This is a genomic window from Planosporangium spinosum (genome assembly GCF_049999945.1).
In the GTDB taxonomy this organism is placed as follows: domain Bacteria; phylum Actinomycetota; class Actinomycetes; order Mycobacteriales; family Micromonosporaceae; genus Planosporangium; species Planosporangium spinosum.
This window is the reverse complement of sequence record NZ_JBLYUB010000004.1, coordinates 215,375-240,471: the sequence shown is the minus strand read 5'-3', so window position 1 is coordinate 240,471 and position 25,097 is coordinate 215,375. Positions and strand designations below refer to the sequence as shown.

The window sequence follows — 25,097 nt, the reverse complement described above, 5'->3', positions numbered from 1 at the left end:
GCACAAAGGAGGACGCGCAATGTATCCGAAGACCCCTCGGACGACGGCACTGCGCGACCGTGACCGCGTGGTCTACGACGCCGACACCGTCCACCCGATCCTCGACGAGGCGTACGTGTGCCACCTCGGCTTCGTGGTGGACGGCGAACCACGGGTCCTGCCCACCCTGCACGTCCGCATCGGCGACACGCTGTACCTGCACGGATCGACCGGCAGCCGCCCGCTGCTGGCCGCCCGGGGCCCCGACGGCCTGCCGGTCTGCGTCACGGTGACCCTCCTCGACGGACTGGTGTACGCCCGCTCGCAGTTCGACCACTCGGCCAACTACCGCTCGGTGGTCGCGCACGGGGTCGCGCGACTGGTCACCGACGAGGCCGACCAGCGACGGATCCTCACCGCCATGGTCGACAAGGTCGGCGCCGGCCGGGCGGGCGACAGCCGGCCGCCGACCGACAAGGAACTGGCCCGGACGGCGGTGCTGGCGCTGCCCCTGCGCGAGGTGTCGGCGAAGGTACGCACCGGCGGCGTCATCGACGAGCCGGCGGACCACGCGCTGCCGTACTGGGCCGGGGTGGTGCCGCTGCGCCTGACGCCGGGCGTGCCCGAGCCCGATGCCGGCGTGACCGCGCCCGTCCCGGCCTACCTGCGGCCGGCCCGCTCGCCGTGGCTGCAGCCGGCGGTCATGCGCGGCCGGTACGTCACGCTCGAACCGCTCGACGGGTCCCACGTGGACGGCCTGTTCGCGGCCACCGCCGACGACGAGGTGTGGAGCTGGTTGACGCACCGCCGCCCGGCCGACCGGGATGAGATGGCGGCGTACGTCGCGGGCGCGCTGGCGACGGCGCACGCCGGCGGCCGGGTGCCGTGGGTCCAGCGGGACACCGCGACCGGGGCGGTCATCGGCACCACCTCGTTCTACGCCGTCGACCCCGTTCACCGCGCGGTGGCGATCGGGCACACCTTCATCGGCCGCGCGTGGTGGCGCACCGGCGTCAACACCGAGTCCAAGCTGCTGCTGCTGACCCGGGCGTTCGAGGAGTTGGGCGCCGAGCGCGTCGAGTGGCACACCGACATCCGCAACGAGCGCTCGCAGCGGGCGATCGAGCGGCTCGGCGCGGCCCGCGAGGGCGTCCTGCGCCGGCACCGGCAGCGCCCCGACGGCTCGTGGCGCGACACCGTGCTGTACGCGATGACCGCGGACCAGTGGCCCGCCGTCCGGCAACGGCTGTCGGACCGGATCTCCACGAGGGAGCGCCGATGACGACGGTACGGACACCCCGGCGGCCGGTCGGTGAGCTGCTGCGCCGGTGGCGCGAGCGGCGCCGCCTCAGCCAGCTGGAACTGTCCATCCAGGCCGACATCTCCACCCGGCACCTGAGCTTCGTGGAGACCGGACGGTCGCGGCCCAGCCGGGACATGGTCCTGCGCCTGGCCGACGAGCTCGACGTGCCGCTACGGGACCGCAACGACCTGCTGCTGGCCGCCGGCTATGCGCCGGTGTACGCCGAGACCACGCTGGACGCGCCGCGAATGTCGGCGATACGTGGCGCCGTGCGCCTGGTCCTGACCGCGCACGAACCGTACCCGGCGGTCGTGGTCGACCGGCACTGGAACCTGGTGGACGCCAACGCCACGCTGGGCCTGCTGCTGACCGGGGTGGCCGCGGCGCTGCTCGACCCGCCGGTCAACGTGCTGCGGGTCAGCCTGCACCCCGACGGCCTGGCTCCGCGCATCGTGAACCTCGGCGAATGGCGTGCCCACCTGCTCGGCCGGCTGCGCCGCCAGGTCGGCAGCACCGCCGACCCGGTCCTGGCGGACCTGTACGACGAACTGCGCGGGTACCCGTGCGACCAGCCCGAGCCGGAGGTCGAACTGCCGGGGCCGGGCGACGTCGTCGTACCGCTGCGGGTCCGGCACTCCGGCGGCGAGCTGGCCTTCGTCAGTACCGTCGCCACCTTCGGCACACCGCTGGACATCACCGTGGCCGAACTGGCGATCGAGTCGTTCTTCCCGGCCGACCCCGCCACGGCCACGGCGCTGCGCGCTACCGCTCCCCTGCCAACTGCCTGACGGCGTCCTCGTCGGGCCCGCCCTCGGTGGCCTTGCAACCACGGTCGGCGAGCGGGCTGAGCGGAAACATTTCACCCAATCGGGGGAACCGCCGGGCCACCTCCGCGGCGTCCTCGAAGTCCCAGCGCTCGCCGGCGGGCTCGGCGGAGAGCGAGGGATCGTGGCCGCGCGCCTCCAGCGCCTCCTCGAATCCGTCCTCCTCGCCGGTCACCTGCCCGTACGCCCGGCGGGCGACGTAGTCCAGGCACTCCCACTCCGGCCACTCCGCGTCCGACCAGGTCTCGACGGGACGGCCGGCGAGCCGGCGCACCGCCGGCAGGTCGGCCAGCGCGTCGGGGTCGGCGACCACCCGCTCGAACGCGTCCCGGCCCTGCCCGACCAGCCACGCCTGGAAGTACCAGAAACCGTCCTCAGAGCACAGCCCGTCACAGAGCTGGTAGGCCGCGCCCCACATCCGCCAGCTGTCGGCCCACCGGTGCAGCCGGTCCAGCCAGACCTGGAACTCCACGATCTCGGCCGGCGACAGTCGGGTGAGCTGAGCGGTGAGCCACTCCAACCGCCGGTCCGGATCGGCGGTGTGCCGCCAGGACCGCTCGATGAGGTCCCAGAACGCGTCCATCTCCACGGGACGGAAGCCTGACATACGCCGTTGAACGGTGACGCGGCGGCCAGCCCAATGATCGTTTATTGATAGTCGGCCGTTCGGTTGACGATACGCACCGTCCGATGACGGTCACACGGCGCGCTCGCCACCACCGCCCCCCTCACGACCTCCATGATCACGGAGATTCCTCCGTGCTGGGACACGGACGAATTTCCACGATCATGACCAGGGCGTGGGCCGCCGGGGCCGGGCACGGGCTCAGGGTGACGGCGTCGGGCCGGGCAGTGCCGCGCCGGGCGCCCCGGCGCGCCGGGGCAGACCGCCCTCGGCCTGCTGCAACCGCGACTCCAGCTCGGTGAGCCGGGTGTGGAACTCGACCAACCAGGCCTCGGTCTCGCTGCGGACCGTGTCGCTGACGTTCCAGGCGAAGGTACGCACGAAGTCGATCAGCCGGACCGCGTCGGTGCGGTCGGGCTCCCGCCCGGCCATCGCGACCATCTCCTTGGCCCACCCCGCCTGGTACTCGATCAGTTGGGCCCGCAGCGACGTCGCGGTGGCCATGTAGCGCTGCCAGGACGACGAGTACCCGAACGACCGGTCGTACGCGACGCACCCGCCGGCGAGCGCCAGCAGCAGGAAGCCCCAGTTGCCGGCGGTGGGCCGGCCGGCGGCGAGCGCGGCGACCGGGACGGCCGCGCCGGCCGTGGCCAGGACCACGGCGGCCGTGCGCAGCGCCCGCGACCAGCGCGCCTTGGCCCGCTTCTCGGCCAGGTACCATCCGATGGCGTCGGTCGCCAGGCGCTCACCCCAGGCGTACAGCTCGTCGAGGCTGTGCCGGATCTCGCTACGCGACCAGGTCAACAGCGGGAACTCGGTGAGATAGAGGTCGACGTCGCGCCGCCGCTTCGGCGGGTCGTCCCCCGGCTCCGCCGGGGACGGCTGCTCCGGTCGGGTCGAGAGGTCCGTCACACAGCGGACTGTAGCCAGCCGGGCGCCCTCGCGGGCTCCCCGCGGAGAGTCGCCTATCCGACGCAGCCGGCGGCAAAACGTCGTACCCGCGAGGCAGGATGGGGGCCATGACCGTGCTGGACAGGTTCGGGCCGGCGACCCGGGCCTGGTTCGAGACCGCCTTCGCCGCGCCCACCGCGGCCCAGGAGGGCGCCTGGCGGACGATCTCCGCCGGCCGGCACGCACTGGTCGTCGCGCCCACCGGATCGGGTAAGACCCTCGCCGCGTTCCTGTGGTCGCTCGACCGGCTGGCCGCCGCGCCGCCGGCCGATCCGGCCCGCCGGTGCCGGGTGCTCTACGTCAGCCCGCTCAAGGCACTCGCGGTGGACGTCGAGCGCAACCTGCGCACCCCGCTGGCCGGCATCCGCCAGGCCGCCGCCCGGCTCGGGCTCGAACCGCCGGACATCACCGTCGGCATGCGCACCGGCGACACCCCGGCCGACGAGCGGCGCGCGTTCGGCCGCCGCCCCCCGGACGTCCTCATCACCACGCCCGAGTCGCTGTTCCTGCTGCTCACCTCGGCCGCACGGGAGTCCCTGCGCGGCGTCGAGACGGTCATCGTCGACGAGGTGCACGCCGTCTGCTCGACCAAGCGGGGCGCGCACCTGGCGCTGTCGCTGGAGCGGCTGGACGCCCTGCTGGAGCGGCCGGCGCAGCGGATCGGGCTGTCGGCGACGGTCCGCCCGGTCGAGGAGACCGCGCGCTTCCTGGGCGGCGCCGCACCCGTCGAGGTCGTCGCGCCGCCTACGACCAAGACGATCGAGGTGAGCGTCGAGGTCCCGGTGGAGGACATGACCCGCCTCGACGAGGCCGCCGACGAGGACGACCCCGACGGACCGCGCCGGGCATCGATCTGGCCGGCCGTGGAGGAGCGCGTGTGCGATCTGATCGAGGCGCACCGCTCCACGATCGTGTTCACCAACTCGCGGCGGAGCGCCGAGCGGCTGTGCGCGCGCCTCAACGAGCTGGCCGCGCAGCGGCACGGCGAGACACCGGCACCGCCCGGCGGGATGCCGGCGGAGAGCCGGCCGCCGGGCCGGATGCCGGCGGAGATCCCGCCTGCCGGCCGGATGCCGGCGGAGATCATGGCGCAGTCCGGCATGGCCACCGGCGCACCGCCGGTCATCGCCCGCGCCCACCACGGCAGCGTCTCCCGCGAGGAGCGCCGCCAGATCGAGGAGGCGCTCAAGTCGGGGCGGCTGCCGGCCGTCGTGGCCACGTCCAGTCTCGAACTGGGCATCGACATGGGCTCGGTCGACCTGGTGGTACAGATCGAGTCCCCGCCGAGCGTCGCCGCCGGCCTCCAGCGCATCGGCCGCGCCGGCCACCAGGTCGGTGCGGTGTCGCGCGGCGTCGTGTTCCCCAAGCACCGCGGTGACCTGCTCTCCTGCGCCGTCGTCAGTGAGCGCATGACCGCGGGTGCCATCGAGGAGCTGCGGTACCCGCGCAACCCGCTCGACGTGCTCGCCCAGCACGTCGTCGCGATGGTGGCGATGGAGCCCTGGTCGGTGCCGGACCTCGCTGCGGTGGTACGCCGCGCCGCGCCGTTCGCCGAGCTGCCGGAGTCGGCGTTCACCGGGGTGCTCGACATGCTCTCGGGGCGGTACCCGTCGACCGCCTTCGCCGAGCTGCGCCCCCGCCTGGTCTGGGACCGCACCACCGACCTGCTCACCGGCCGGCCGGGTGCCCAGCGGCTCGCGGTGACCAGCGGCGGCACCATCCCCGACCGGGGGATGTTCGGCGTGTTCCTCGCCGGCGCCGAGGCGGGGAAGGGAAAGCGGGTCGGCGAGCTCGACGAGGAGATGGTGTACGAGTCGCGCGTCGGCGACGTCTTCCTGCTCGGCTCGACCTCCTGGCGCATCGAGGACATCACGCCGGACCGGGTGCTCGTCTCGCCGGCCCCCGGCGCGGCGGCGCGCATGCCGTTCTGGAAGGGCGACTCGCCCGGTCGTCCGGTCGAGCTGGGCCGGGCGATCGGCGCCCGGCTGCGGGAGCTGACCCGACTCGGTGACGAGGCGGCCACGCCCCGGCTGCGCGCGGGCGGTCTCGACGAGTGGGCCGCCGGTAACCTGCTGGCCTACCTCGGCGAGCAGCGTGCGGCCACCCGGCACCTGCCCGACGACCGCACCGTGGTCGTCGAACGTTTCCGCGACGAGCTGGGCGACTGGCGGCTCGCCGTCCACTGTGTCCTCGGGGCTCGGGTCAACGCGCCCTGGGCACTGGCGATCGGCCGCCGCCTGGCCGAGCGGTACGGCGTCGACGGCCAGGTCCTGCCCAGCGACGACGGCATCGTGGTCCGCCTGCCCGACGTCGTCGACGGCTGGTCCGGGCTGCCCGGAGAGGGTGCGCAGGCCGGTCCGGGCGCCGAGCCGCCCGGCGCCGACCTGATCACCTTCGACCCCGAGGAGATCGCGCAGATCGTCGAGGAGACCGTCGGCACCTCGGCGATGTTCGCCGCCCGATTCCGTGAGTGCGCCGCCCGGGCGCTGCTGCTGCCGCGCCGCGACCCGCGCCGCCGCCAGCCGCTGTGGCAGCAGCGGCAGCGCTCGGCGCAGCTGCTCGACGTGGCACGCGAATACGCCGACTTCCCGATCACCCTCGAAGCGGCCCGCGAGTGCCTGCAGGACGTCTTCGACGTTCCCGGCCTGGTGGAGGTGATGCGGCAGGTCAGCGCGCGCAAGGTGCGCGTGGTCGAGGTCGAGACGCCACGCCCGTCGCCGTTCGCGCGGTCGCTGCTGTTCGGCTACGTCGGGGCGTTCCTCTACGAGGGCGACGCGCCGCTGGCCGAGCGACGGGCCGCCGCCCTCGCACTGGACACGACCATGCTGGGCGAGCTGCTCGGCCGGGTCGAGCTGCGCGACCTCCTCGACCCGGCCGTGGTCGCCGAGACCGAGCGCCGGCTGCAATGGCTGTCCGGCGAGCGGGTGCCGCGCGACGCCGAGGACACCGCGGAGCTGCTGCGCATCCTCGGCGACCTGACCGCCGCCGAGGCGGCCGAGCGCGGGGCCCGGCCGGAGTGGCTGGCCGAACTGGAGGCCGCGCGGCGGGCGATCCGGATACGCATCGCCGGCGCGGAGCGCTGGCTGGCTGTCGAGGACGCCGGCCGGGTCCGCGACGCGCTCGGCGCCGCGCTGCCGGTCGGGCTGCCGCTGGCCTACCTCGAACCGGTCGCCGACCCGCTCGGCGACCTCGTCGCCCGGTACGCGCGCACCCACGGCCCGTTCACCGCGGCGACCTGCGCCGCGCGGTTCGGGCTCGGCGTGTTCGTGGTGGAGCAGGCGCTCAAACGGCTCGCGGCGGCCGGTCGGGTGGTCTCCGGCGAGTTCTCCCCGGCCGGGGCCGGTTCGGAGTGGTGCGACGCGGAGGTGCTGCGCCTGCTGCGCCGGCGGTCGCTGGCCGCGCTGCGCCGCGAGATCGAGCCGGTGCCGCCGCGCGCCCTCGCCCGGTTCCTGCCCCGGTGGCAGCAGGTCGGCGGGGACGCGCGTGGCATCGAGGCGGTCGCCGCGGCGGTCGAGCAACTGCAGGGCGTCGCCGTGCCGGCCTCGGCGCTGGAGCGGCTGGTGCTGCCGGCGCGGGTGCGCGACTACTCGCCGGCCTACCTCGACGAACTGTGCGCGGCCGGTGAGGTCGTCTGGGCCGGTGCCGGCGCGATCCCGGGCGGCGACGGTTGGGTCAGCCTCGCGTTCGCCGACACCGCGCCGCTGCTGCTCGCGCCGCCGGACCCGCAAGGCCCCTCGTCGCCGGTGCACGAGGCGGTGCTCGACGCGCTCGACGGCGGCCAGGCGCTGTTCTTCCGGTCGCTGGCCGACCGCGTCCCCGGGGTACCCGACGACGACCTGCTCGCCGCCGTCTGGGACCTGGTCTGGGCCGGGCAGATCGCCAACGACACCCTCGCGCCGCTGCGGTCCCGGCTGGGCGGCGGCGGGGTGCACCGGTCCCGGCCGGCCGCGCCCCGCTCCCGGTACCGGCGACCCGGCCGGCCGGCGTCGCTGTCGGTGCTGCGGGCCGGCCCGCCGACCGCGGCCGGCCGGTGGTACCGGCTGCCCGAGCGGGACACCGACCCGACCCGCCGTGCCGCGGCGGCCGCGGACGCGCTGCTGGAACGGCACGGCGTGGTGACCCGGGGCGCGGTGGCGGCCGAGGGCGTGCCGGGCGGCTTCGCCGGGGTCTACCCGGTCCTCGCCGCGCTGGAGGAGCGCGGTGCCGCGCGGCGCGGGTACTTCGTCGAGGGGCTCGGGGCGGCGCAGTTCGCGCTGCCGGGAGCGGTGGACCGGCTGCGGGCGGTCGGCGACGGCGACGACGGGGACGCGCTGGTGCTCGCCGCGACCGACCCGGCCAGCCCGTACGGGGCGGCGCTGCCGTGGCCGGAGCGGGTCGTCGATGCCGGCGATCGCGCCGGTACGGGTCATCGGCCGGGGCGCAAGGCCGGGGCGCTGGTGGTGCTCGTCGGCGGTGAGCTGGCGCTGTACGTGGAGCGCGGCGGGCGCACTCTGCTGTCGTTCGTCGACGACCCGCAGCGGCTGGCAGCGGCGGCGAAGGCGCTGGCCGCGGCGGTGCACGCCGGGGCGCTGGGTGCCCTGTCGGTGGAGCGGGCCGACGGTGGGGGCATCCACGCCTCGCCGCTGGGTGACGCGCTGGCGGCGGCCGGCTTCCGGGCCACCCCGCGCGGCCTGCGGCTGCGCTCCTCCCCGTGACCGCCCCACCGGGCGCCGCACGGGAAAGGTGATCATGGGCGTCTCCTGTGACAGGGTGGAACGATGCGACTGGTTACCTTCATCGAGCCTCAGCAGGGCGCGTCGTACGACGACCAGCTCCGGGTCGCCCGGCACGCCGAGGAACTGGAGTTCGACGCGTTCTTCCGCTCCGACCACTACCTCGTCATGGGTGATGCGGACGGGCTGCCCGGCCCCACCGACTCCTGGGTGACGCTCGGGGCGCTGGCCGTGCAGACGTCCCGGATCAAGCTCGGGACCCTGGTGACCTCGGCGACGTTCCGCTACCCGGGGGTCCTCGCGATCAGCGCCGCGCAGGTCGACCAGATGAGTGGCGGTCGGATCGAGCTGGGTCTGGGCACCGGCTGGTTCGAAGCGGAGCACAAGGCGTACGGCATCCCGTTCCCGCCGGTCAAGGAGCGCTTCGACCGGCTGGCGGAGCAGCTGGAGATCATCACCGGGCTGTGGACCACGCCGGTCGGCGAGCGTTTCACCTTCCAGGGCACCCATTACCGGGTCGAGGACTCGCCCGCGCTACCCAAGCCGGTACAGCGCCCCCACCCACCGGTGATCATCGGCGGGCGCGGTCCGCGGCGCACCCCGGAACTCGCGGCCCGGTTCGCCGACGAGTTCAACGTGCCGTTCGCCCCGCTGGACGAGACCGCGCAGATGTACCAGCGGGTCACCGAGGCCTGCGAACGCGCCGGCCGCGCCGCCCCGCCGGTCTTCTCGGCCGCGCAGACCATCGCGGTCGGGCGCACCGAGGCGGAGGCGCGCAAGCGGGCCGAGGCGATCGGCCGGACGCCGCCGCTGTACGGCACGCCGGACCAGGTGGTCGACCAGATCGGGCAGTTCGCCCAGGCCGGTGCGGTCCGGCTGTTCCTGCAGATCCTCGACCTGTCCGACCTCGACCACCTCGACGTGATCGCATCGAAGGTCGCACCGCAGCTCGCGTGAGCCCGGCCACGGCCCGGGCGAGCCCGGCCGGGCCGATCGCACGGACACCCGGCGGCCGGTGGCGCCGCCGGGTGTCCAGGGTCACCGCTGGCTACTGCGTCGGGGTACCCAGACCCGCGATGGCCGCGCTGGGCCGGTTGAAGTCCCTGACTGGCTGATTGCGCAGCGCGTCCACCATGGTGTTCGCGACCGCCAGGTTCACCGATCCGGACACGCCATCGCCGACGGCGTCGTTGGGGTTGTCGGGGTTCACCGCGGTGGCCGCGGCGGCGATCTGCGGAGTGAAGGCTGCGAAGCTCTCGGTACTGGCGCCGTCGGAGGTACCGGTCTTACCCGCGACCGGCCGGCCGAGGACCGCCGAGATGTTGTCCGCGGTACCGCCGTTGCACTTGCCGTAGAACGACTGCTGTCCGATCGGGCAGCGCGCCGCGTCCGTCGCCGCCCGGGCGACGTCCTCGCTGAATGCCCGCTGGCACGACGGGGTGCCCTGGGGCAGGCTCCGCCCGTCCGACGTGGTGATCGACAGCACCGGCAGCGCCGGGCAGTACATGCCCTCGGCGGCCACCGTCGCGTACGCGTTGGCCAGGTCCACCGGCGTGGTCTGGGACACGCCGAGGGTGAAGGCGCCCCACTCGTTGATGCGCGGCCCGGCCAGCTCGGCATCCAGCGGGGTGCGGAACTGAATACCGATCTTCTTGGCCATCGCGACCGCCTTTTCCACACCGATCTGCTCCTCCAGCCAGACCCAGTAGGTGTTGACCGAACGCCCGAACCCGTCCCACATCGTTCGGGGGCCGTTCATCCATCCGGGGTTCGCGTTGGGCGGGCAGTAGCGGCCACCGCAGACGGCACCACCACCGCCGGGCCAGTGGGTCACCAGCGGGCTGGGCGCGTTGAACAGGGTGGACAACGGCTTCCCGTCGTCGAGTGCCGCGAGCATGGTGAACATCTTGAACGTCGACCCCGCCTGGTAGCCGGCCAGGTTGTCGTCACCGCCGACGAACTGGTTGACGGTGTTCGGATAGGGGGCGTTGTCGGGGTTCGGCGCGAGGCTGTAGTAGCGGTTGACCGCCATGGCGAGCACCCGCCCGGTGCCGGGCTGGACCACGGCCAGCGGCAGCGACCGCGGATTGCCGTACGGGTAGACCGCCAGTGACTCCCGCATGGCACTGGTCTGGATGCCCGGGTCGAGCGAGCTGACGATCCGGTACCCACCTCGCTTGAGGTTGCGCTCGCGCAGCGCGCTCGAGGCGCCGAACGCCTGCTGCGTCCGCCACCACTGGTGGAAGTAGTCGCAGAAGAAGCCCCAGTCGTTGTGTTCGGGTGTGACGTTGACGCACTTGTTGGGCGGTGCCGGGGTCGGGCGCAGATTCAACGGCTGCGCCTTCGCCTTCTCGGCCGCGGCGTGGGTGATGACCTTCATCCCGGCCAGCGCGTCCAGCACGTAGGCCCGGCGCGACAGCGCCAGGTTGCGGTTACCGTCGATGGGGTTGTCGACCTCCGGCGACTGCACGATACCCGCGATCATCGCCGCCTCGGGCAGTGTCAGCTCCTTGGCCGGCTTGGAGAAGTACGTCTGACTGGCCGACTCGATGCCGTAGGCGCCGGCACCGAAGTACGTGATGTTCAGGTACCGGTTCAGAATCTCCTGTTTGGACAGCTTCCGCTCCAGTTGCAGGGCGTACCGGATCTCCTGCACCTTGCGCTCGGGGGTCTCGACGGTCGCCAGTCGGCGCTGCTCCTCCGTCAGGGTCACGTCGGTCTTGAGGACGTTCCGGACGTACTGCATGGTCAGGGTGGACGCCCCCTGGGTGACGCGGCCGCTCCCCCGGTTGGCGACCAGTGCCCGGAGCACGCCCTTCAGGTCCACGCCACCGTGCTCGTAGAAGCTTCTGTCCTCGGCCGCGACGATCGCCTTCTGCATGACGGGGGCGATGTCGGCCAGTTTGACGTCGGTGCGGTACTCCTCGTAGAACGCGGTGATCAGGGTCTTGCCGTCGTTCGCGTACAGGTACGACGTCTGGGCGGGCGGCGGTGTGCGCAGGTTCTGCGGCAGCCTGTCGTACGACTCGTATGTCGCCTGGAGCACGTACCCGGCCCCCAGCGCCGCGGGGAGCATCGCGCACGCCAGGATGAGTCCCACCAGCATCGCGTTCGTGATCGCCGTAAGAATTTTGAAGATCCAATACCCCAGCACGAGCCCGCGCTACCGCCAGCCGAGGTCCACACCCGTCGGGGCACAAGACTGTTGGCAACCTCAAGGATGATTCAGAGCCTGTTCCCAGGTTGGTCACCGGCGTCGCGCACCGCGCCCGGACCGGCTGATACGGCGGATAGTCTCGAATCCATGCCCGGGTACGAGTGGATCAGCCTCACCACCGACTACGGCCTGTCGGACGGCTTCGTGGCGGCGTGCCACGGGGTGATCGCCCGGCTCGCGCCGCAGGTACGGGTCATCGACGTGACCCACCAGGTTCCGCCGGCGGACGTCGCCCGCGGGTCCGCCGTCCTCGCCCAGACCGTGCCCCATCTGCCGCCCGCGGTCCATGTGGCCGTGGTCGACCCCGGGGTCGGCACCACCCGCCGTGGGGTGGCGCTCGAGGCCGAGCGGGGCCTGCTGGTCGGCCCGGACAACGGCCTGCTGCCGGCCGCGGCCGACGCGCTGGGCGGCATCCGGCGCGCGGTCGTGCTCGATAACGCCGCCTGGTTCGCCGCGCCCGTCTCCCCCACGTTCCACGGCCGGGACGTGTTCGCACCGGTGGCCGCCCGGCTGGCGGCGGGCGCCGACCTCGCCGAGGCCGGTACCGCGCTGGACCCGGCGACGCTGGTACGGCTGCCGCAGCCGGTGGTCGTGGTCGGGGACGGCTGGCTGGAGGCCGAGGTGACGACCGTCGACCGGTTCGGCAACGTGCAGCTGGCGGCGTCCGGGGACGCCCTGGACCACCTCGGCGAGCGGCTGCGGGTCAGCGGGGTCGGCGCCCGGCGGGTCACCACGTTCGGCGACGCGGAGCCGGGAGCGCTGGTGGTCTACGTGGACTCGGCCGACCGGGTCGCCGTCGCCATCAACGGCGGTCGGGCCGTGGTGGCGCTGGCGGTGGCGCCGGGGGACGTCGTCCACATCACGGACGCGTGAGATCCCACTGCGCTCCCGGACCGGACCGACCGCGCCCGCGGATCAGATCCGGCTGCGCTCGTGGATCAGGTTGGCCCGCAGCAGCAGCTCGCGGTCGGCGAGGATCTCGTCGGGCGTACCCACCCGGCTGATGGTGTGGTCCTCGGCGAAGACCAGGCAGCGGTCGGCGATCGTCTCGAGCGCGTCGAGATCGTGCGTGGCGAGGACGACGGTCTTGCCGGCGCCGTTCAGCTCGCCGATCAGGTCGATCAGCCAGGCCTGGGTACGCGGGTCCAGGGCCGCCGTCGGCTCGTCGAACAGCAGCACCTCGGGGTTCATCACCAGGACCGACGCGATCGCCACCCGCTTCTTCTGCCCGCCCGACAGCTGGAACGGCGCCCGTTCGGCGAGGTCGGCGATGTCGAGCATCGCCATGACGTCGTCGACGCGGCCGGCCGTCTCGTCGGTCGACAGGCCGAGTTGGAGGCAGCCGAAGGCGATCTCCTCCCGTACGGTCGGGGAGAAGACCTGCGCGTCGGAGTTCTGGAACACGAAGCCGACCCGGGTGCGGAAGGCGGTCGAGAACCGCTCGTCTTCCAGGGTGTCCTCGGTGACCGCCTGGCCGAATGCGGTGAACGTGCCGCTGTCCGGGAAGATCAGCCCGGCGAGGAGCTTGAGCAGCGTCGACTTGCCGCAACCGTTCGGGCCGAGCAGTGCGAGCTTCTCGCCCCGCCGCACGTCCAGGGAGACGCCGGCCAGCGCCGGGAACCGGTCGAGGTAGGCGTAGCGCAGGTCACGGCAGGCGAAGACGACGCCATCGGCGGCTGCGAGGTCGGCGGACCGGGAGCCGGCGGCCGTGGAGCCGGCGGGCCGGGCGTGGAGAGCAGAGGGTCCGGCGGGCCGGGAGTCAGCGGCCAAGGAGCAGGTCACCTCCGTAGATCGCCACCGCGGCGGCGAGGACGACGACCGCCGCGACGGCGTCCACCGCCCGCAGCCGGAATGCGTGCAGCGTCCGGGGGTTGCCCCGGTACCCGCGAGCCACCATCGCCTGGTGGACCTCCTCGGAGAGGTGGCCGGCGCGGCCGAACAGCGCGCCGGCCGACGCGGCCACGAAGCGGCGCGAGGTCCGGTCGTGCGCCGCGGCGCCCACGGTACGGGCCTTGCGGGCCTCGTACATCTCCGTCACGACGCCCAGTAGCAGGAACACGTACCGGTAGGCCATGCTGACGATCAGGATGAAGATCCGGGGTACGCCCAGGGCGCGCAGCGCCGCCAGCAGCCTGGTCCACGGCGTGGTCAGGGTGAGCAGCACGACCAGCGACACCGACGTGGCCACCCGGCTCATCACGAGGGCCGCCGAGGTGAGCCCCTGGGCGGTGAACCCCTCAGGCGTCCCGTGCCAGTGCCACAGGGTCAGGACCACGTGGCCCGGTGTCACGATCGACAGCGTCGCCGGCAGCACCACGATGCCGGTGAAGAGCGGCACGAACAGCCACACCCGCTTCACGAAGAACGTCAGCGGCAGCCGCGAGGCCGCCGCGAGGACGAGCGTGCCGGCGTACGCGGCGACCAGCGTGCCCACGTGGTGGACCAGGCCGACGGCGACCAGCAGGACCAGCAGCGAGACGGCCTTGAGCCGGGGGTCGAGGCGCTGGAGCAGGCCCGGGCGACCGGCGACGTCGTCGGAGAACATCACCTGACGCAGCAGGCCCGCACTGCCGTCGAGGGTCTTCGCCACGAAGGAGCCCTTGCGGCGGGCTCCGGAACAGCCGCACGGGCCGAAGCCGGCCTCGCCGCGCAGTAGCCAGTCCGGCGTCCGGCGGGTCCGGTCGGCGGTGGCCGTGGCGTCGCCGGCCCGTACCGTTGCCGCGTCGCCGCCGGTCCGGACGGCGGTGGCGGGGTCGCCGACCCGTACCGCGGTGGTCATGCCGTCTCCGGTTCGGCCGTACCCCGCTCCGGGCCGGCCGCGCCGCGACGGCGGGTGACCCAGGTGACCACCGTGCCGACCGCGAAGATGGCGGCGCCGACGACGGCGATACCGACCACCGCCGACAGGATGTAGGCGAGGTTGGCGTGCCGGCCGTCGTGGAAGCCGTAGTCGCCGAGCAGGGTGTGGCTCCAGAAGCCGTTGTAGCGGGCCAGGCCGGCCGGGACGCTGCTCAGGCCGAACTGGCCCAGGTTGAGGTCCTCGGGAGCGTCCTCGCCGAACGCCCCGCCGGGGGCGAGCAGGCCGAGCGGGGTCAGCAGCACCATGAGGGCGACGAAGCCGAGCGACAGCCGGGCCGGGGTGAGCCGGCGGGCCGGTGGCGCGGCCGCGTCGCCGGTCTTCGGGGTGTCGCCGGCGGCCACCGGGATGTCGCGGTGCGTCACCGCCAGCCGACGCGCGTCGGCGCGGGCCAGGTACGCGAACACACCTCCGGTGAGGATCGCCTCGGCGGCACCGGCGATGGTGAGGTGCGCCAGCATCATCGCCGGGATCGTCTGAGACAGGTGGTACGGCGAGTACAGCGGGGCGCCGGAGGCGGTGTGGAACAGTTCGGGCTGGATGCCGAACTCGACGGCGGTGGCGAAGCCCGCCGCGTTGATGCCCGCGTACCCGGCGATCGCGGCGGCCACCATGCGCCGCCGCGACGTCAGCGGTGAGCGGCCGGCGACCAGGCGGTAGACCCCGTAGCCGAGGAACGGCATGAGGATCGCCATGTTGACCACGTTGGCCCCGTAGGCCAGGACCCCCCCGTCACCGAACAGCAGCGCCTGGAACAGCAGCGCCACCGAGACGGCGATGACCGCGGCCCACGGGCCTAAGACGATCGCGATGATCACCGCCCCGACGGCGTGGGCGGTGGTGCCGTCCGGGATCGGGATGTTGAACATCATGACCAGGAAGCTCAGCGCGGCGAGGATGGCCAGCGTGGGCACGTTGCGGGTCTTGACCACCCGGGTGACCCGGTTACTGGCGACCGCCCAGGTCGGAACGGCCACGACGTACGCCGCCGCGCAGGTCTGCGGGCTCAGGTAACCGTCTGGAATGTGCACCGTCGACTCCCTCTCAAGGTCGCTAATGCCGAGCCTACTTTGCTGCAAACGTTATGCAATAACAGGGTCGATGAATTTACGGTGGCGCTGCAGGTACGAGCATGCGGGCAGAAGACGTCAGGGCGTCGGCGCGGCGACACGTCAGTGACCGACCGGTCGTGGCCGCTCCGCCGGCGGCCGGTCGGGGGCGGGCCGGCGCCGGACCGGCCGCTCAGCGGGCGGTTGTCGGCGCGGCGCTCACAGCGCCATCTCCAGTTGCACGCTCTTGGGCGCGAAGCCGCTACGGCGGTACAGGGCGATCGCCCGCGCGTTCCCGGCGTACGCGGTGACCGACGCGATCCTGGCGCCCCGCAGCCGGGCCCACTCGACGAACGCGGCGATCAGCCCGTCGGCCACGCCCTGACCGCGGTACTCCGGCCGCACGTAGATGCTCTCCAGCTCCGCCACCCGGACCGGCCGTACGGTGGACTCCCGGCTGATCCGGCCCACCAGCGAGCCGGCGACCGCCCCGTCCACCTCGGCCAGCCAGCAGTGCGTGGTCGGCCCGCTCAGCAGGCCCCCGAAGTACTCGTGGCCCTCGCGCCGTGGCCAGTCCAGGTCGGTGTGGGGGTCGTACTGCCCGGCATCCTCGGCGAACAGCTCTGCCGACAACTCCACGACGACGTCGAGGTCGCGCCTGGCCGCGGTGCGGATCGTCACGCCCATGTGCACGATCGTAGAGTCGGAGGCTGTGCCCGAGGGTGACACCGTGTGGAACACGGCCCAGATCGTCGGTCGCGCGCTGACCGGCCAGCGGATCCAGCGCGGCGACTTCCGGGTACCCCGCCTGGCCGGCGCCGACGTCAGCGACTGGACCGTGGTCGAGTCCGCCTGCCGGGGCAAGCACCTGTTACTGCGGCTGGTCACGCCGGCCGACCAGCGGTACACCCTGCACTCCCACCTGCGCATGGACGGCGCGTGGCGGATCTACGCCGCTGGCGAGCGGTGGCGCGGCGGCCGGCCGCACACCATCCGGGTCGCCCTGTACACGGCCGCCCACGTGGCCGTCGGTTTCCACCTGCACGAGCTGGCGCTGGTACCGACCGCCGACGAACGCCGACTGGTCGGCCACCTCGGCCCCGACCTGCTGGGCGCCGACTGGGACCCGGCCGAGGCGACCCGCCGGCTGCGGTCGCGGCCCGACCGGGCCATCGCGGACGCGCTCCTCGACCAGCGCAACCTGGCCGGCATCGGCAACCTGTACAAGGCCGAGACGCTGTTCCTGCGCGGCGTGTCGCCGTGGACGCCGGTGTCCGAGGTCGACGACCTGGACGGACTCGTCGACCTGGCACAGCGGCTGATGGCGGCCAATCGGGGCCGGTGGGACCAGGCGACCACCGGCTCACTGCGCCGGGGCGAGAAGCAGTGGGTGTTCGAGCGGGCCGGGTCGCCGTGCCGGCGCTGCGGCACCACGATCCGGCGGGCCAACACCGGGGACTACGAGCGGATCACGTACTGGTGCCCGACCTGCCAGCCCGGCCCCGGGCCGGGCGAGGCCGGGCCGGGGCCGGGCTGGCAGGTCGGGCCGGGCTCCCTCCCGTGAACCCCGCGGGACGGATGGACCCGCGGGACGGAGCACGGGAAACCTACGAGTAGGCGCGCAGCTCGGACAGGCCGGCGGCGATCCCCCGCAGCAGGTCGGTGGCCTCCCGCAGCCGGCCGGCGGCGACGTTCTCCCCGACCGGCCGCCCGTCCTCGGCCACGTAACCGGCGGCCGCGCCGACCAGTTGCTCGTACGCCGCGACGCCCTCCTCGAACTGCGCCACCAGCTCGGCGTGGGCGCGGGTGAGCGCCTCACCGGGGGCGAGCCGGGCGGCCCGCTCCACCCCGGCCGCCCGCTCAGCCAGGTCCCGCAACGCCCGTTCGGCGACCGCGGCCTCCTGTACGGCGGGCTCGGCCGGCCCGTCGAGCCGGCCGGACAGCCCGGCGAGGACGGCGGCGGCCCGGTCCAGCCGCTGCCACGCGGGCGCGACCGCGGTGCCGCGCAGCCGTACCCGGTCACGCTGGCGCCGCACCTCGTCGAGCACGCTCTCCCCGGCGGGTAGCCGCCGGACCAGCGACTCCAGTCCCCGTCGGGTCCGTTCGGCGGCGAGCGCCGGGTCCGGCGGAGGCGGGGCGGGCAGCGCGGCGAACGATCGGACCTCCGCCCAGCGGAGACCGGCCATGGCGAGCGATCCGCCGGCCGCGGCCGCCCACAGCGCGTCGGGCAGCCCCAGCCCGTGGTACGGCAGGAGCACAGCGGCCGCGCCGGTGAACAGGCCGGCGCGGACCGTCCAGCCCCGCGCCGACCGGCGCAGCCGGTGCAACTGCCGGAAATGCCTCGCCCGCGGGTCCGCTGCTGCTCGCACGCCGCCCTCCTCGGTCTGCCCGGTCAGCCCGCCGAGGCGGCGTCGCCGGTCGGCTTGTCCTTGGACATGCTGGCCCGCAGCTGGTCCAGCCGGGCGACGCCGGCCGCGTCGCGGGCCGGCCCCTGCTCCACCGCCGGCTGCTGCGGCGCGCTGGCCAGCTGTTCACCGGCCATGCTGGCGCGGATCTGGTCCAGCCGGGACGCGCCCGCCATGTCCAGGCTCGACTTCTGCACCTCGAGCATGCGCCCCTCGACCGAGTTGGACGCGAGCTCGGCGCGGCCCATGGCGTTGGCGTAACGCCGCTCGATCTTCTCGCGGACCTCCTCCAGCGAGGGGGTGTTGCTCGGCGCGGCGAGCGAGCTCATCGACTCCAGCGAGCGGGCGACGGTCTCCTGCATCTTGGCCTGCTCGAGCTGGCTGAGCAGCCGGGTGCGCTCGGCGATCTTCTGCTGCAGGATCATCGCGTTGTTCTCGACCGCCTGACGCGCCTGGGTGGCGGCGCCCAGCGCCTGGTCGTGGAGGGTCTTCAGATCCTCCATCGACTGCTCGGCGGCGACCAGCTGGGTGGCGAAGGTCTGCGCGGTGTTCTCGTAGCGCGCCGCCTCCTGCTCGTCGCCGGAGGTCCGCGCCTTGTCGGCCAGTACGAGCGCCTGACGGGCCGAGCCCTGCAGCTTCTCCACCTCGGCCATCTGCCGGGACAGCTTCATCTCCAGCTGGCGCTGGTTGCCGATGACGGCAGCGGCCTGCTGGACGAGGGCCTGGTGCTGGCGCTGCGCGTCCTCGATCGCCTGCTGGATCTGCACCTTGGGATCGGCGTACTCGTCGATCTTGGCGCCGAACAGCGCCATCAGGTATCGCCAGCCCTTAGCGAACGGATTCGCCATCTCTGAAAGGTCCTCTCTGCGGCTTTGGTATCGCCGTGGTGCATCGCGGCCGACCCCGGCCGCTCCGCACGCCTCGTGCTGGTCACACGTCTACGTGTCGGCTCGACCGGTGCCGACCGCCGTGACGCGGGCGGTCAACTCGACCGTCCTTGACGCGGCGCCGGCAATTTTCTCTTGGAACGTGTCTCCATCGTCGCAGGCGGGCGCTAGAGCGTCACGGGCCCTGCGGGAGATCCCTGATTTGCAACCGAACATTTGCCCCAGACCGGACCACCCGGCCGGGTCTACCACCCCGGACCGGACCACCCGGCCGGGTAGCGCGCTCCCGACCGGACCATCCGGTCAGGCGCCGTCGACCGGAGTCCCCCCGGCGAGCGCCGTCCGGGACACCCGCTCCGCCTCCGCGAGGCCGGCCCGCATCCCTTCCAGATCGCCGGTCAGCTCCGCCAGCCGGGTCGCCGTCATCTGCTCGCCCCCGGTCGTGGCGTGCAGCGCGAGCAGTTCGGCCAGCCGGGCGACCAGCCCTTCCAGCCCGAGTGCGGCCGACTGCATCCGCGCCAGGAGCATCCGGTGGGCCTCGGTCAGCCGCTCCGCGACCGCCAGCTGGTCACCCACCGCCCCCAGGGCCCGCTCCTGCTCCTGCCGCAGCGGGCCCGCCGGTAACCCGCGCAGGCCCCGCTCGATCGCGGCGTGGTCGCGGCGCAGCCGGTCGACCGGGATGCTCGCCATCGTCTGCTCGAGCAGCGTCACCTGCCCGGCGAAGCGGCGCAGGTCGGCCAGCGCCCCGGCCGCCTCGTCGTCGACGCCGGCGATCTGACCGCGCAGCACCGGGTCACCGGACGACCGGGTCTGTTGCCGGAGCGTGCCGACCGCCCGTTCGGCCCGGCTCAGCCACTGCTCGGCCGGGCTGCCCCGGGGCGGCGTGGGCAGCCGCGGGTCGACCCACCCCGCGGGTACCGGTCGGGCACCGGAGTCGGTGAGCGCCCCCAGCCCCACCCGCACCGCGTACACCACACCCGCGACGCCGAGACCGACGGGTACGCCGACGAGCAACCCGCCGGGGGCCAGCGCACCGGTGACCGCCGCGCCGACCCCGCCGAGCAGCCCGGCGGCCACGATGCCCCAGGGCTCGGTCAACTGTTCCCGCAGAGCCATCCGCCGCCCCGTCAGAAGTTGCTGATCACGTTGACGAGAACGGTGTCGATGCTGGTCGGGTTGCGCGCGTCGTACGCCGCCGCCCGCGACGCCGACGAGATGCGCCGGAGCGTGTCCAGGTCGGCCTTGTCCCCGTACGCGATCGTGAACACCCGCACCGAGTTCTCCAGGTTGCTGGCGTCGAGGTCGCGCAGCAGGCCGTTCAGGTCGCTGTCCTTGGGGTACTCGTTCTTGCCGTCGGTCAGGACGACGACCGCGTTGATCCGGTCCGGGGCGGCGCTGGCCAGCAGCTTCTGCTGCGCCGCCCGGGTTGACGCGTACAGCGCCGTGCCGCCCTCGGCGGACAAGGCGTTGACGACCTGCGTGATCCGCCCGGAGTTGCCCGACACCGGCCCGATCGGCACCCGCTCGGTGTACGGGGTGGTCGCCCCACGCTGCTCGGTGGAGAACGTCCACAGTCCGACCTCGTCGTCGGCGGCGAACAGCCCCATCGACCGCAGCACCGCCTGCTTGGCCAGTTCGAGTTTGGACCGCCCGCCGGCCGCATCGTCGGCCATCGAGCCGGAGACGTCGAGCACCAGCAGCACCCGGGCCCGCTTGCGCTGGATGTCCCAGGTGCCGAGCGCCTTCGCCAGGACCGCCGATGCGGGCGGGTCGAGCACGTCCACCTGCTGGTCCGGCAGGACCCCGTTGGCCTGCGACAGCGCCGGGCCCGGCTTGCCGTCGAAGGTCCGGAAGGCGGCCTCGGTGAACCGCTTCTGCTGCTGCGACTGCTGGAGGTACGCCAGGAAGTCCGCCGCGGCGGCCTTCTGCTCGTCGCTCGCGGTGGCGAGCACCACGTACGGGTTGTCCGAGACCAGCGTGCCTTCCTTCGGGTAGACCGCGACCAGCGGTACCCGCGGCTTGCGGCCCTTGCCGGCGAGCTTCGGGTCGCCGGTCGGGTTGCCCTGGTTGTAGTCGTAGACCGACTTCTCCTCGACGGCGACCGCGCTGATGTAGTTCATGCCCCGGCCACGCGCGTCCTCATCGGCGAGGTTGGCCAAAAACGTCAGCGTCGTGTCCCCGTAGTGGACGACACCGGCCTCGACGCCCTTGACGAAGTCGAGCACCTTCGGGTCGGCCAGGTCGGCCTCGGTGAGGTCGCCGGATCGCCCGGTGGCCGCGACGTACGATCCGACGGTCGCGTGGAGACCGGACGTGGAGAAGTGCGGGTTGGTCTTGCCGAGCCGGAAACTGCCCCACTCGGGGTGGCCGACGGCACCCCAGCCGTTCGGGTCGTTGGTCAGTCCGAGAACGTCCGACCAGCCCAGCCGCTTGCCCGGCCAGCCGAGCGCCTCGGCCATCGGCTTGGGCATCGCGAGGACCAGCGGAGACTGCGCGATCGAGGCCGGCTTGGTGTCGTCGACGAGGGTGCCCTTGTCGGTACTGGCGACGCGCTGGCGCAGCAGCGACACCCAGGACGAGGACGCCGGGCTCCACACCTGCGGCGCGGGGCCGCCGTCACGCCCGGCGTCCCAGCCCGCGGCGAGCGCCTCCATCGCCGCGCCGGACGCCTTGCTGACGACCTTCACATCGGCGCACGTGCCGCCGAAGGTCCGGCCGCTCCCGTTGTACCCGGCGGCCAGGTCGGACAGCAGCGCCGACTTCTCGCTGGACGCGGCGACGGTCAACGCGACGCAGTCGCCACGGGCGGCGGTGGACCGGCCGTCACCGGACGGCTTCAGCACCAGGTAGATCCCGATGATCGCAACGAGGCCGATGACGACGGCAATGACGAGGGGCAGCGGGTTACGCCGCCGCGGCGAGGTGTCGAGTACCACCAGCATCGCCTCCGAGGGGACCTGGCCGGCGCACGCCGGCCGATGGAGAGCCCTCAGTGTGGCAGGTGGACGCGAAAAAGCCGATCTCAGGGCGGGGGACGACGATCCTGTCCGACTGCGCGGGCGAGCCGGTCAGGCGGCGCGGACGACGTCGCGGTCGGACTGCTGCCGGCCCGCGCGGGTCGCGCGCAGCGTGGTCTTCAGTGGACCATCGTGGCGTACCGCAACGGAGACCTCACCATCGGTGATCTTCGCCTTGGCGGGGCGCGCCGTCGCCCTGGCGACACGGGCCGCCGGAGCCGGCGTCGTGTCCGGCTTCGCGACCGTGGCAGCGCCGTCCGCAGCCGGGCCGCCGACCGGCACGAGCACGTCCGCCATCTGCTCGGCGAGCGCCAGGGTGTCGCTGACCTCGCGCAGCACCTCGGAGAGCTGGGCGCCCAGGGCGTCACAGATCGAGGAGAGGAGTTCGCTGGAGGCTTCCTTCTGGCCCCGCTCGATCTCGGACAGATAGCCGAGACTGACATTCGCCGCGGTCGACACTTCACGGAGGGTGCGCTGCTGGGACTGGCGCCGCGCCCGGAGCGCATCGCCGATCACCCGACGGAGCAGGACCATCGCACCCCCTTTTATCGACAACCCAGATGTTCGGGGCGAACCCAGTCATGCAAAGGTACCCGGTTTACGCTCCGGCGACACCCTCCCTTGGCAGACCCGTACCGAAAAGGGGGAGGCCCCTCAGGACGTGCCGCGGAGAGTTCCGGCCAGCAGGTCGAGGGCTGCCGCTACCGCACCGGCGCGAACGTCGGCACGGTCACCCTCGAACGTCATCCCCCGCACCTCTCCCCCGGCCGGACCGCGACAGGCCAGATAGACGGTGCCGACGGGCATCCCGGCCTGCGGTTCCGGGCCGGCGACGCCGGTGGTCGCCAGCCCCCAGTCGGCCCCGCAGGCCCGCCGGGCCCCGTCGGCGAGCGCCAGCACCACGTCCGGGTCGACCGGCCCACGCTCGGCCAGCAGCTCGCCCGGTACGCCGGCCAGTGTCCGCTTGAGATCGGTCGCGTACACCACCAGACCGCCCCGGAAGACCGCGCTGGCGCCCGGTACGTCCACGATCGTGGCGGCCAGGAGGCCCCCGGTCAGGGACTCCGCCACGGCGAGTGTCTCCCGCCGCTCACCCAGCAGCCGCAGCACCGGTCCGGCCAACTCCGTCATGGCACCCCCCGCCTCACACCCGCTGCCGACATCATGCCCGCCCGGGCCATCGACCAACCGCCCGGTACGCCACCCCGCCGCCCGGGCGGCGGCCACCGGGGTCAGCCGGCCCGGCGCAGCCGCATGGCGCGCAGGACGTAGTCGACGCCGGTGACCACGGTCACCACGACGGCCAGCGCCATCACCCAGTCGCCGACCCACGCCACCGCCCCGGACAGCGGCAGCAGGTAGCAGGCGATGGCGAGGATCTGCAGCGCGGTCTTGACCTTGCCGCCCCGGCTCGCCGGGATCACCCCGTGGCGGAGCACCGAGAAGCGCAGCACGGTCACGCCGATCTCGCGTACCAGGATGATGCCGGTGATCCACCAGCTCAGCCGGTCGTACGCGGACAGCAGGAGCAGCGCGGTGCCGGTGAGCGCCTTGTCCGCGATCGGGTCGGCGACCTTGCCGAACGAGGTCACCAGGTCCCAGGTACGCGCGATCCAGCCGTCGACGAAGTCGGTCACCGACGCCACGCAGAACGTCACGCAGGCGGCGATCCGCCAGCCCGGCCGGGTCATCTCGGAGGTGACGGTGACCGCGAGGAAGACCGGCACCAGGACGATCCGCAGGCCGGTCAGGGCGTTCGCGACGTTGAGCAGCGGCACCCGGCGGGCCGGCACCGGCGTCGGCTCGGCCGTCACGAGACGCTCGCCGGCGACAACACCTTCTCGGGTACCGCTACCAGATCCACCCCCGAGCTGCCGGTGACCCGGGCCGCGACGAGGTCGCCGGGGCGCAGGGTCGAAAGCTCCAATCCGCCGTCGACCAGCGTGGTGGAACCGTCCACTTCGGGTGCCTGGTGCGCCGCGCGACCCTCGACCCCGTCCTCGTCGATACTGTCCACCAGCACCTCGACGACCGAGCCGACCCGTTCGTCGGCGCGCTGCGCGCAGAGCTGCTCGACCAGGTCGGTGACTTTCTGGTACCGGCGCCGGACCGTGTCCGCGCGGACCTTGCCCGGCAGCGTGGCCGCCTCGGTGCCGTCCTCGTCGCTGTAGGCGAACACGCCGACCGCGTCCAGCCGCGCCGCCTCCAGGAAGCGCACCAGCTCGTCGACGTCGGCCCGGGTCTCGCCGGGGAAGCCCACGATGAAGTTGGACCGGGCACCGGCCTCGGAGTCGAGCGCCCGGGCCGACGCGAGCAGCTCCAGGAACCGCTCGGTTGAGCCGAACCGGCGCATCCGGCGCAGCACGGGCTCGCTGGCGTGCTGGAAGGACAGGTCGAAGTAGGGCGCGACGCCGGGCGTGGTGGCGATCACCTCGACCAGTCCGGGGCGCGTCTCGGCCGGCTGGAGGTACGACGCGCGCACCCGCACGATGCCGTCGATCGCGGCGAGCTGCGGCAGCAGCTTCTCCAGCGCCCGCGGGTCACCCAGGTCCTTGCCGTACGACGTGGAGTTCTCGCTGACCAGGACCAGTTCCCGGACGCCCGAGCCGGCCAGCCACTCGGCCTCGGCGAGGATCTCGTCGGGGGTACGGGACACGAACGCGCCGCGGAAGGACGGGATCGCGCAGAACGCGCACCGCCGGTCGCAGCCGGACGCCAGCTTGAGCGAGGCCACCGGCCCGTTGTCCAGCCGCCGGCGCAGCACCCCGCGCAGGTGCGCCGGGGTGTGCTCGTCGACGGTCAGGTGGCCGGGTACCACCACGTCGGTCGTCGCGCGCCGCTCCACCGGGGTCAGCGGCAGGAGGGTACGCCGGTCGCGGGGCGTGTGGGACTCGATCTTCCGTCCTTCGAGCACCTCCGACAGCCGCGCCGAAATGTCCGGGTAGTGATCGAAGCCCAGTACCGCGTCGGCCTCGGGGAGGCTGTCGGCCAGCTCCCGGCCGTACCGTTCGGCCATGCACCCGGTCGCGACCACCTTCGCGCCGGTGTCGGAGGCCGCCAGCAGCGTGTCGATCGAGTCCTGCTTGGCCTGCGCCACGAAGCCGCAGGTGTTGACGAGCACCACGTCGGCGCCCGCGCCGTCGGTGCTCACCCGCCAGCCGTCGGCCGCCAGCCGGGCGGCCAGTTCCTCCGAGTCGACCTCGTTGCGGGCGCAGCCCAGGGTCAGCAGGGCCACGCGACGGTCGCCAGCGGGATTTTTCGACATGTTCCG

21 protein-coding genes are annotated in these 25,097 nt (G+C 73.3%); 6 read left to right on the top strand and 15 right to left on the bottom strand.

All coding sequences use genetic code 11. The features are described 5' to 3' along the window. The first annotated feature begins 19 nt into the window (after window positions 1-19). Window positions 20-1,261 (top strand): bifunctional pyridoxamine 5'-phosphate oxidase family protein/GNAT family N-acetyltransferase, encoded by a 1,242-nt coding sequence (locus ACNTMW_RS07815; protein WP_426632733.1) that lies wholly within the window; start codon window positions 20-22, stop codon window positions 1,259-1,261. Further along, window positions 1,258-2,070: a helix-turn-helix domain-containing protein gene (locus tag ACNTMW_RS07810; protein ID WP_426632732.1), complete on the top strand. Its 813-nt coding sequence runs from the start codon at window positions 1,258-1,260 to the stop codon at window positions 2,068-2,070. The genes ACNTMW_RS07815 and ACNTMW_RS07810 overlap by 4 nt, the downstream gene beginning before the upstream one ends. Here ACNTMW_RS07810 and ACNTMW_RS07805 read toward each other — a convergent pair. Both ACNTMW_RS07805 and ACNTMW_RS07800 read right to left on the bottom strand, forming a co-directional pair. Next, complete coding sequence (locus ACNTMW_RS07805) at window positions 2,045-2,713, bottom strand: DUF4240 domain-containing protein (RefSeq protein ID WP_426632731.1); 669 nt, start codon at window positions 2,711-2,713, stop codon at window positions 2,045-2,047. The two genes, ACNTMW_RS07810 and ACNTMW_RS07805, sit on opposite strands and share 26 nt — an antisense overlap. A gap of 219 nt (window positions 2,714-2,932) precedes the next feature. After that, on the bottom strand, window positions 2,933-3,643 hold the full coding sequence (locus ACNTMW_RS07800) for a DUF4231 domain-containing protein (RefSeq protein ID WP_426632730.1): 711 nt from the start codon (window positions 3,641-3,643) through the stop codon (window positions 2,933-2,935). A 107-nt stretch (window positions 3,644-3,750) separates the two neighbouring features. On the opposite strand from ACNTMW_RS07800, the gene ACNTMW_RS07795 reads away from it, so the two are divergent. Together ACNTMW_RS07795 and ACNTMW_RS07790 are read left to right on the top strand one after the other, a co-directional pair. Beyond that, complete coding sequence (locus ACNTMW_RS07795; RefSeq protein ID WP_426632729.1) at window positions 3,751-8,376, top strand: ATP-dependent helicase; 4,626 nt, start codon at window positions 3,751-3,753, stop codon at window positions 8,374-8,376. A gap of 63 nt (window positions 8,377-8,439) precedes the next feature. Beyond that, window positions 8,440-9,351, top strand: a complete 912-nt coding sequence (locus ACNTMW_RS07790) for an LLM class F420-dependent oxidoreductase (RefSeq protein ID WP_426632728.1) — start codon at window positions 8,440-8,442, stop codon at window positions 9,349-9,351. Between the two features lie 91 nt (window positions 9,352-9,442). On the opposite strand, the gene ACNTMW_RS07785 is transcribed toward ACNTMW_RS07790, so the two are convergent. Continuing rightward, window positions 9,443-11,500 carry a transglycosylase domain-containing protein gene (locus ACNTMW_RS07785; RefSeq protein ID WP_426632727.1) on the bottom strand — a complete coding sequence of 686 codons (2,058 nt, stop codon included), beginning with the start codon at window positions 11,498-11,500 and terminating at the stop codon, window positions 9,443-9,445. 198 nt (window positions 11,501-11,698) lie between these two features. Between ACNTMW_RS07785 and ACNTMW_RS07780 the strand changes: the two genes are divergently transcribed. Then, entirely contained in the window at window positions 11,699-12,484 is a 786-nt protein-coding gene (locus ACNTMW_RS07780) for an SAM hydrolase/SAM-dependent halogenase family protein (protein ID WP_426632726.1), read from the top strand. 42 nt (window positions 12,485-12,526) lie between these two features. Here ACNTMW_RS07780 and ACNTMW_RS07775 read toward each other — a convergent pair whose 3' ends face one another. From ACNTMW_RS07775 to ACNTMW_RS07760, 4 genes are all read right to left on the bottom strand, one after another. Then, window positions 12,527-13,381 (bottom strand): energy-coupling factor ABC transporter ATP-binding protein, encoded by an 855-nt coding sequence (locus tag ACNTMW_RS07775; RefSeq protein WP_426632725.1) that lies wholly within the window; start codon window positions 13,379-13,381, stop codon window positions 12,527-12,529. Beyond that, window positions 13,371-14,390 (bottom strand): cobalt ECF transporter T component CbiQ, encoded by a 1,020-nt coding sequence (gene cbiQ, locus ACNTMW_RS07770; protein ID WP_426632724.1) that lies wholly within the window; start codon window positions 14,388-14,390, stop codon window positions 13,371-13,373. Before cbiQ ends, ACNTMW_RS07775 begins: the two co-directional genes overlap by 11 nt. Beyond that, on the bottom strand, window positions 14,387-15,499 hold the full coding sequence (gene cbiM, locus ACNTMW_RS07765; RefSeq protein WP_426632723.1) for a cobalt transporter CbiM: 1,113 nt from the start codon (window positions 15,497-15,499) through the stop codon (window positions 14,387-14,389). Before cbiM ends, cbiQ begins: the two co-directional genes overlap by 4 nt. 237 nt (window positions 15,500-15,736) lie before the next feature. Further along, on the bottom strand, window positions 15,737-16,204 hold the full coding sequence (locus tag ACNTMW_RS07760) for a GNAT family N-acetyltransferase (protein WP_426632722.1): 468 nt from the start codon (window positions 16,202-16,204) through the stop codon (window positions 15,737-15,739). A gap of 25 nt (window positions 16,205-16,229) precedes the next feature. On the opposite strand from ACNTMW_RS07760, the gene ACNTMW_RS07755 reads away from it, so the two are divergent. Then, on the top strand, window positions 16,230-17,081 hold the full coding sequence (locus ACNTMW_RS07755; protein ID WP_426632858.1) for a DNA-formamidopyrimidine glycosylase family protein: 852 nt from the start codon (window positions 16,230-16,232) through the stop codon (window positions 17,079-17,081). Window positions 17,082-17,124: 43 nt separating this feature from the next. Here ACNTMW_RS07755 and pspM read toward each other — a convergent pair whose 3' ends face one another. The 8 genes from pspM to rimO all read right to left on the bottom strand — a co-directional run bounded on the left by pspM (window position 17,125) and on the right by rimO (window position 25,091). Then, window positions 17,125-17,886 carry a phage shock envelope stress response protein PspM gene (gene pspM, locus ACNTMW_RS07750; protein WP_426632720.1) on the bottom strand — a complete coding sequence of 254 codons (762 nt, stop codon included), beginning with the start codon at window positions 17,884-17,886 and terminating at the stop codon, window positions 17,125-17,127. Window positions 17,887-17,909: 23 nt separating this feature from the next. Next, the gene (locus tag ACNTMW_RS07745; RefSeq protein WP_426632719.1) at window positions 17,910-18,770 is read right to left on the bottom strand and encodes a PspA/IM30 family protein; all 861 of its coding nucleotides are present in this window, start codon (window positions 18,768-18,770) and stop codon (window positions 17,910-17,912) included. Between the two features lie 342 nt (window positions 18,771-19,112). Continuing rightward, the gene (locus ACNTMW_RS07740; protein WP_426632718.1) at window positions 19,113-19,925 is read right to left on the bottom strand and encodes a hypothetical protein; all 813 of its coding nucleotides are present in this window, start codon (window positions 19,923-19,925) and stop codon (window positions 19,113-19,115) included. 11 nt (window positions 19,926-19,936) lie between these two features. Further along, window positions 19,937-21,751 (bottom strand): substrate-binding and vWA domain-containing protein, encoded by a 1,815-nt coding sequence (locus tag ACNTMW_RS07735; protein ID WP_426632717.1) that lies wholly within the window; start codon window positions 21,749-21,751, stop codon window positions 19,937-19,939. Between the two features lie 126 nt (window positions 21,752-21,877). Continuing rightward, window positions 21,878-22,360, bottom strand: coding sequence for a helix-turn-helix domain-containing protein (locus tag ACNTMW_RS07730; protein WP_426632716.1), 483 nt, complete (start codon window positions 22,358-22,360; stop codon window positions 21,878-21,880). Window positions 22,361-22,480: 120 nt separating this feature from the next. Beyond that, the gene (locus tag ACNTMW_RS07725) at window positions 22,481-22,957 is read right to left on the bottom strand and encodes a CinA family protein (RefSeq protein WP_426632715.1); all 477 of its coding nucleotides are present in this window, start codon (window positions 22,955-22,957) and stop codon (window positions 22,481-22,483) included. A gap of 101 nt (window positions 22,958-23,058) precedes the next feature. Continuing rightward, window positions 23,059-23,640, bottom strand: a complete 582-nt coding sequence (gene pgsA / locus ACNTMW_RS07720) for a CDP-diacylglycerol--glycerol-3-phosphate 3-phosphatidyltransferase (RefSeq protein WP_426632714.1) — start codon at window positions 23,638-23,640, stop codon at window positions 23,059-23,061. Continuing rightward, entirely contained in the window at window positions 23,637-25,091 is a 1,455-nt protein-coding gene (rimO, locus tag ACNTMW_RS07715; protein ID WP_426632713.1) for a 30S ribosomal protein S12 methylthiotransferase RimO, read from the bottom strand. Before rimO ends, pgsA begins: the two co-directional genes overlap by 4 nt. Between the last annotated feature and the right edge of the window lie 6 nt (window positions 25,092-25,097).

Bases quoted from the DNA above. Each gene is read 5' to 3' on its own strand.
- ACNTMW_RS07730 (WP_426632716.1), bottom strand. From the start codon at position 22,360: ATGGTCCTGCTCCGTCGGGTGATCGGCGATGCGCTCCGGGCGCGGCGC.
- rimO (WP_426632713.1), bottom strand. From the start codon at position 25,091: ATGTCGAAAAATCCCGCTGGCGACCGTCGCGTGGCCCTGCTGACCCTG.
- ACNTMW_RS07725 (WP_426632715.1), bottom strand. From the start codon at position 22,957: ATGACGGAGTTGGCCGGACCGGTGCTGCGGCTGCTGGGTGAGCGGCGG.
- ACNTMW_RS07740 (WP_426632718.1), bottom strand. From the start codon at position 19,925: ATGGCTCTGCGGGAACAGTTGACCGAGCCCTGGGGCATCGTGGCCGCC.
- ACNTMW_RS07790 (WP_426632728.1), top strand. From the start codon at position 8,440: ATGCGACTGGTTACCTTCATCGAGCCTCAGCAGGGCGCGTCGTACGAC.
- ACNTMW_RS07785 (WP_426632727.1), bottom strand. From the start codon at position 11,500: ATGCTGGTGGGACTCATCCTGGCGTGCGCGATGCTCCCCGCGGCGCTG.
- ACNTMW_RS07780 (WP_426632726.1), top strand. From the start codon at position 11,699: ATGCCCGGGTACGAGTGGATCAGCCTCACCACCGACTACGGCCTGTCG.
- ACNTMW_RS07745 (WP_426632719.1), bottom strand. From the start codon at position 18,770: ATGGCGAATCCGTTCGCTAAGGGCTGGCGATACCTGATGGCGCTGTTC.
- ACNTMW_RS07735 (WP_426632717.1), bottom strand. From the start codon at position 21,751: ATGCTGGTGGTACTCGACACCTCGCCGCGGCGGCGTAACCCGCTGCCC.
- ACNTMW_RS07810 (WP_426632732.1), top strand. From the start codon at position 1,258: ATGACGACGGTACGGACACCCCGGCGGCCGGTCGGTGAGCTGCTGCGC.
- ACNTMW_RS07760 (WP_426632722.1), bottom strand. From the start codon at position 16,204: ATGGGCGTGACGATCCGCACCGCGGCCAGGCGCGACCTCGACGTCGTC.
- cbiQ (WP_426632724.1), bottom strand. From the start codon at position 14,390: ATGACCACCGCGGTACGGGTCGGCGACCCCGCCACCGCCGTCCGGACC.
- ACNTMW_RS07815 (WP_426632733.1), top strand. From the start codon at position 20: ATGTATCCGAAGACCCCTCGGACGACGGCACTGCGCGACCGTGACCGC.
- ACNTMW_RS07805 (WP_426632731.1), bottom strand. From the start codon at position 2,713: ATGTCAGGCTTCCGTCCCGTGGAGATGGACGCGTTCTGGGACCTCATC.
- ACNTMW_RS07795 (WP_426632729.1), top strand. From the start codon at position 3,751: ATGACCGTGCTGGACAGGTTCGGGCCGGCGACCCGGGCCTGGTTCGAG.